This window comes from Vibrio quintilis, from assembly GCF_024529975.1.
GTDB lineage: Bacteria > Pseudomonadota > Gammaproteobacteria > Enterobacterales > Vibrionaceae > Vibrio > Vibrio quintilis.
Map to the genome: position 1 here is coordinate 760,940 of NZ_AP024898.1, position 7,348 is coordinate 768,287.

General features: G+C 47.4%; 3 protein-coding genes. All 3 read left to right on the forward strand.

Translation table 11 applies throughout. The features are described 5' to 3' along the window. Positions 1–174 precede the first annotated feature (174 nt). Positions 175–2,328, forward strand: coding sequence for a serine hydrolase domain-containing protein (locus tag OC443_RS22005; protein WP_073579362.1), 2,154 nt, complete (start codon positions 175–177; stop codon positions 2,326–2,328). Between the two features lie 236 nt (positions 2,329–2,564). Further along, complete coding sequence (locus tag OC443_RS22010; protein WP_073579363.1) at positions 2,565–6,674, forward strand: non-ribosomal peptide synthetase; 4,110 nt, start codon at positions 2,565–2,567, stop codon at positions 6,672–6,674. A 38-nt stretch (positions 6,675–6,712) separates the two neighbouring features. Beyond that, the gene (locus tag OC443_RS22015) at positions 6,713–7,321 is read left to right on the forward strand and encodes a YcjF family protein (protein ID WP_073579364.1); all 609 of its coding nucleotides are present in this window, start codon (positions 6,713–6,715) and stop codon (positions 7,319–7,321) included. The last annotated feature ends 27 nt before the right edge of the window (positions 7,322–7,348 follow it).

The following is a 7,348-nucleotide window of genomic DNA, read 5'->3' on the forward strand; positions in this document are numbered from 1 at the left end:
TTAACAACACTTCAATCTATCAGATATTTTCCCCGGTGATACTTTTCCATTATGGCTGATGTTTCATAGACATCTGCAATACTAAAATGCATTTAAATCCATAGCTACTATATTTATATCGATAAATCATCATATTCAAATTAAGACAACGTCATTACGGCCGGAGAGATCAGGATGAAATGCAAATTACGCTTATTTACTTACGTCTGTATGCTGTTTGCTATGCCAGCATATAGTCTGGATAGCGCACAGATTGCGACAATTGCTCAGGTGGCTTTGGATATTGAGCAGGATGAGTCAACCATACCAGGCGCAGTCACCGCGATAGCTGATGACACTTCGGTGATATGGACAGGCAAAAGTAACTGTGATGCGCAGTATGAATCGTCAGGATTTCCGTGTCCGGACTCCGTGGTCAATACTACTGATCAGTTCCGGATTGGCAGTGAGACCAAAACCTATACGGGAACGGTGATCTTAAAGATGATTGAAGACGGGTATCTGAATTTAACTGATACACTGGATTCTCTGGCACCGTTTCTCGATATTCCAAATGCCGAATCAATTACGGTCGAAAATCTGTTACAGATGACCAGCACCATCCCGGATTATCTGAATGCTCCGGCACTTTATTACGGTTCAGACACTGATTTAACCATCAATGATCAATACGTCATTCAGTACGGGCAATTAGAAATCACGCCGCCGGATGCCTATATCATGGCAACCAACAGTCAGGACAGAACATCCGGTATGAGCTATTCGAATACCAACTTTGCCATTCTGGCGCTGATTGCCCAGCAAAAATCCTGTGAAATTCCGGACTTTACCAGTTGCCAGACCATCGAACAGCTCATTTCTCACTACGTTTTTGAACCATTATCACTTGGCAGTACCATTTTTCCGGAAGATGACCAGTTCTCTCAGGCCCATGCAAAAGGGTATGTCATGATTGAATCAGGCAAAGAAATCACCGGCACTGCATCGCTGGAAAGTAATGATGCCAATGAGCTGATCGACTCTTTTACCTACTTAAATCCCAAACTCCCGTGGGCTGCCGGGGCGATTATTTCTGTGCTTAACGAGCAAATTACCTGGGCCCGCCAATTGGTGAAAAATGATCAAAATCTGCTTTCAGCATCGATGCAGACTCAACGTCTGAATGATACCGCAGCCGGAAGCGTTGCCGGTATTCCGGCCCGCTACGGACTGGCGGTTTATCACATGAATTCATTCTATAACGGTTCGAATTTTACCGGCCATTCCGGTGCTATTTTTGGCTTCACCAGTTCTTTATTTTATAACCAGGAAACGGACCTGTTTTATGCTGTTGATGTGAATCAGTATCCGGCCTGGCAGACCGCACGGGACTTTATGTGGCAAATAGACAAAGGCGTGCGTTTCTCACAGGATCAAAACGGTAACTGTACCGGTTCACCCCAGCCGGTGCCATCAACCTGCACCGGTCTGAGTGTCAGAACGTCTTCATTTACGGTCCCGACAGGTAATTCGCTGACCATCGAGCCCTCTCAGGTGATTTACACCGGTTATGACACCAGTGATTGTTCCACTGATTCGACAACCGGAGCTATGACCTGTACTGCAATGAACAATACCGCCCCCACACTGGTGTTTTACGGGCATGATCTGGAAGGAATTCAAATTGATTCCGGTACACTGACTCTGGAATCCGGTGCAATTTTGCAGTGCAGCGGACGGCATTGCAGCGCGATTGCAACAACCGGCTCACCCGTACTGAATATCTATGGCACCATTACCACGGAAGGGACAGGCAGTCAGGCCATCAAAGGCAGCAGCGGTAACGAAACTGTCAAACTATATTCAGGTGCGTCAGTCAGCGGCGATATTGATTTAGGAACAGGAAGTAACGAGCTGAATCTGGAAGAGGGTGCTTCCTTTACCGGGAATATGGTTCTGAGCACGCCTGATGTGAAGTTATCCAGTGGTTCTCAATATTTATCGGTCAGCGTTGATAATAATCAGGTCATGGTGAAGGATGCAGCGAATCGCAGCATGTCTTATGCTCAGGATGACAGCCTGACACAAGTCACAATCGATAATGAGACAGTTTCTTCTGATTCATTGTTGATTCCCATCGATCTTGATGACAACGGTCAGTATGACCTTGTTGTCTATCAAAGTGATGATTTGAATCAGCTGACCTTAAAAGTCAGCACAGCGCTGTTTGATACCAACTTCTCTTTTGCATCCGCCAAAAGCTCCGGTGCATCCGGGCCGTTTTTCTTCGTCATCCTGTTGTTGAGCGGACTGTTCAGGGAGGGATTATTCAAATACCGGAGACGATAGTTTCATAAAAAATAAATATAGAAAATTACCACTTATATCATGCATATACTAATATGGTTTAATATGATCCCAAGGGCGTCCAGCCCTTGATGAATGCTCTAATATGAAAAGTTCTGTCCTTTATGACATTTCCAGGCATGACGTACCGCTTGTTGAATGCCAGTAGTTATTGCTGACGGAGAATCAGTGGCTATGGAATCGTCTTCCTGAAAAGGTGAGATGAATGGAAATAATTCATGATGGAACTCAGCAAGAATAATATTGAAGATATCCTTCCGCTTACACCACTTCAGGCCGGCATGCTTTATCACGACCTGTTGGAGAAAGAAAGCCATCATCATGTCTCTTATAACCAGCAGGTCAGATTCCGCCTGACCGGCACACTGAATGTGGAGGCTTTCCGGCAGGCATGGCAATGCTTAATCAATCGCCATGCAGCGCTCCGGGTGGTGTTCAAACATGATAAATCTGCCGAACCGATTCAGATCGTTCTGAAAGAAAGGGATTTTGTCGTCCGGTTTATGGATTTAACCCCGTTGAGTGACAGCGAAAAAATGCGACAACTGGAAGGTTTTATTGAATCTGATAAACGCCAGACATTTTCACTGGAACGGGATATTCCGATGCGGGTGTCTCTGCTGAAATCCGGGCCGGAAGAGCATTGGTTTGTCTGGTCATTTCATCATATCTGCCTTGACGGGTGGTGTGTTGCTTCTCTTCAGCAGGAGCTGTTTACCGTTTACCAGCAGTTGATCAATAACCGTCCGGTTGACTTGCCGCCGGCACCTTCATTCAGCCGTTATATTAAGTGGTACAAAGGTCAGGAGTCTCATCAGGATTTCTGGCGTCAGTATCTGGACGGATACACGCTGACGACATCGCCGCCGCTGCCAACCTTACACCACGATGATGAAGAAAGCGGTATGGCGTCAAGTCATCATGAATACGGGACGGAAATTCGCCTGATCGACGGCCCGCAATGGCAGGCATTCAATGAACTGAGTATCCGGACAGGCGCAACGCCAAGTACTTTGTTTCATTGTCTGTGGGGGTTATTTCTGGCAAAGGTGAATGAAACCAGTGATGTGGTGTTTGGCAGTGTTCAGTCGATTCGCCCGCTGGCAAATTCGCAGTTTGAACGTCTGATTGGCTTATGCATTAATACCATGCCATTCCGGGTTCGCTTTTCGGCGCAGGACAGCCTGAAAGAGATTGCATCTAAGTTACAGCTTGGTCAGCTTGGTTGTCTGGAACATGCAACCATGTCTGTCAGCGAAATTCAGGCCCAGTGCAGCCAGACAGGTAAACTGTTTGATCATTTTATTGCCTTTGAAAACTATCCAGTAACCGACAATGAAGACTGCGGGAAAGAAAAGCTGACAGAAGGGTTGTATGCTGATGAGTTTCGCGAATACATGCCGACCTCTTATCCTTTTCATATTGCTGTCTTACCCATAAAGAAATCGCCTGCAAAACAAGCATTACAGATTCTGTTTAAATATGTGCCGAGAAAAGTAGAGAAGGACAATGTCCGGGCGGTTGCCGATACTTTTTGCCGCTTTGTTGAAGATTGCCTTTCTGCACCGGATGCTCCGGTTGCTGACTTCAATTTAACCAGCCCGTCCGGGCTGCTTTCAACCGGACAACCGATGGCATTACCGGCAGAACATTTAACCGGATTTTATCAGCAACATGCCTGTGATCAACAAACTGCATTGATTGAAGGCAACAGACATCTGACGCATCAACAGCTTCGGCAAGCCAGTATTGCTCTGGCATGTCAGATAAAGGCGAAACTGAAAATCTGTTCTTCGGAAGCGCATACTTCACAAACAAACCATGCAAAAACAGTTGCTTTATATGACACAGCCGGGAGTGAGATGCTGGTTGCGATCTTTGCCTGCTTCCACCTCGGTATTCCTTATGTGCCAATGGATCCGGCTAATCCGCTGGCGATCTCAAAATCGATCCTGAAGCAGGCAAAAGCCGGGCTGATTATCACCACAGAGCAGCAAACTGATTTACTGACGATGGATTCCGGCATTGAGTGCCTGAGGGTCGATCTGGCTCAGATCATGTCGTCGCTGTCTGATGTTTCTGCTGGCCCGGTGACAGATGATGCTTCATTCCTTGTTCAGGCCGGTGCAGACAGTACCGCGTATATTATTTTTACCTCCGGTACGACCGGCGAGCCCAAAGGGGTGCCGGTGACTCACCGGTCACTGATCAACTATGTGTGTTGGTGTCGCGACCGGTTTGATTTCTCGGCCTCTGACAGTAGTTTATTGCTGACGTCCTTCAATTTTGATCTGGGCTATACGGCAATCTTTGGCAGTTTACTTTCCGGTGGCACATTACATATTGCCAGTGAAGCGCAGCGGCGTGATCCCCGGTGGGTCGCTGATTATATCAGGGACAGTCATATCAGTTTCCTCAAACTGACACCTTCCTATCTGCATATGTTGCTCGAAGTGCTGGGCCCACAGGTATTTAATGATTGCGAACTGAGCCGTCTGATAATGGGCGGTGAACCGCTGAATTACGCCGATCTCAAACAGCTGCATCAGTGCAATCCGGCATTGCGTCTGTTCAATCATTATGGCCCGACTGAAAATACAATCGGATGCTGTGCTAATGCGATTACTACCCATGATATCTCCGGTCATTATCAGAATATCGGGCAACCAGCGCATAATACCCGGGCGTACATACTAAACCGGCAAATGGGTGTGTGTCCGCCGTATGTTGAAGGCGAATTATGCCTGTCCGGTAACCAGCTCATGCGCGCTTATCTGAATCCGGATCATAATCACAACCGTCTGATGGCTCTCAATGATCAACCCATTTACCGGACCGGTGACAGAGCTTACCGCACACTGCAGGGGGACATTGTCTTTCTTGGCCGTGAGCAGCAATCCGTCAAGATCGATGGCTACCGGGTCGATTTAAACGCAGTTCAGCGGGTGATTCAAAAATACAGCGCGATTAAGGACTGCCTGGTTGACAGCTTCCGGCGTGACGATGACTCAGTGATTATTGTTGCACTGGTGATTCCGGCGGATGATGGTGAGATTAATCTGCATGAATTACGTCACTGGCTGGGAGAACAACTGCCACACTATATGCATCCGTCTGATTTTATTGAAGTCTCGCGTTTTCCGATCACCACCAATGGCAAACTGGATCGGAAAACATTGCTGCAGTTCTGGAAAAACCGCCTGAATACCACATCCGGAGCGACCTGTCAGGCGCCCCGGACAGAAACAGAAAAGAGACTGGTCAGCATCTGGGAAAAGATTTTTCTCAGACAGCAAATCAGCGTCACAACCAGCTTTTTTGAATTAGGTGGTCACTCGATCAAAGCGATTATCTGTACCAGTGAAATACGTAAGCAGTTTGGTATCACAATGCCGGTCACGCAGGTGTTTACTCATCCGACAATTGTGGCCCTTGCATCAGTCATCGACCATTATCTGGCAGGTGAGAATGAAGCACATCAGGCGGCAAAACCTTTGATGACCGAAGCAAGTCAGCGGATTCTGCCGCTTTATACCTCCAATTCAAATGGCGCGATACCCGCTCAGGCGGACGACCTGGTGTACTGCTTACCGGCAATTTTAGGGACTTCAACCGTTTATAAAGAAATTTTTGAAGCGCTGAAAATGCCGGTGCAGGCTTTCGGGTTTCAGTGTGGTGGTTTTGTCTCTGAGCCATTGTCAGAGGATTTACTGCAACTGGCCGATCTGGCAGCAAATTGTATTGCTCAGCATTATCAAACCATCACAGGCCGGCCCCGCATGATGCTTTTCGGCTACTCTTTCGGCGCGATTCTGGCACTGGAAGTGGCGCAACGTCTGGAAAAGCTGGGATATTCCGTTGCTTTACTATTGCTGGATTCAAATTTGAATATGCAGCATGACGGTATTGAACAAACCCTGAGTGAAATGCGTCATATCCGCTACTGGGACAAAATTATTTCTTTGTTTGAGAAACATCTGAATCAGACCGAGCTCAGACAGATCGAAGCGGGGGTGATTCATCATCAGCGCATACTTCGCCGCTACCTGAACCAGCAACAAATAAACAGTCACTTATTAAATTCAGAAATGATCTGTATCGAGAGCTGCCAAAACTCAGATCAGGGTTATATGCGCTGTTTCGGCCAGAAAACAGCAGGCCATTGCCGGGTCATGTCCACCTCCGGTGATCATTACAGTATGTTCCAGCCGCCACACTTCACCGGATTACTCAGCAACATCCGTGATGCAATCACGCTTTTAATGCATCCGGAACAGAAGAAAACCGGTCAGCGGGGGCAGGTGCACAGCAAAGTGGAATTGAATTAATCATGTTTAAACCTAACCGTTGATAAATGGAGACAGTGATGAGAGAACCACAAAAGAAAACCACCGCCCAGGAGGAGAAAGCTGCTGCAGCGACTCCTGAGAAAGAAGCGGCGGCCGGGCCGGCAGAAGAGGTCACGGAACAACCACCCGTTGATCTGGAAGCCTGCAAAGCGAAAGCGGAAAAAATTGTTGAGAAGTACAGCAAATGGTCACTGGCAACCGGACTGATTCCGGCGCCTGCGATTGATTTGGTTGCGCTGACCGCCGTTCAAATCAAAATGGCTTCTGAAATCTGTAAGGCGTTTGAGCAATCCTTCAGTGAGCACAAGCTGAAGTCAATTTTAGTGCCACTGCTTGGTGCTGCATTGCCGCAGGCACTGACGACCGGCGGCGTCAGCTCAACCGTGAAAGCCATTCCCGTCTATGGCACCCTGGTTGGTTTATCCACCATGCCACTGCTGTCTGCCGGTGCCAGCTATGCGATTGGCAGTGCATTTATCAGTCACTTTGCCAATGGCGGAACACTGCTCAGTCTGAATGTCAGTTCTATGACTGATGCTGTGAAAGAGAATGTTCAAAAATACAAAAATAAAAACAAAAGTGATGAGGATGTATCCGTGGCGGATGAAGAGACCGCAAAAGCATAATCATAAAACCGGTGAAACTTTAACCTT

What these genes read in the sequence shown, in the direction of transcription:
- OC443_RS22005 (WP_073579362.1), top strand. Translation starts at nt 175, where the DNA reads ATGAAATGCAAATTACGCTTATTTACTTACGTCTGTATGCTGTTTGCT.
- OC443_RS22010 (WP_073579363.1), top strand. Translation starts at nt 2,565, where the DNA reads ATGATGGAACTCAGCAAGAATAATATTGAAGATATCCTTCCGCTTACA.
- OC443_RS22015 (WP_073579364.1), top strand. Translation starts at nt 6,713, where the DNA reads ATGAGAGAACCACAAAAGAAAACCACCGCCCAGGAGGAGAAAGCTGCT.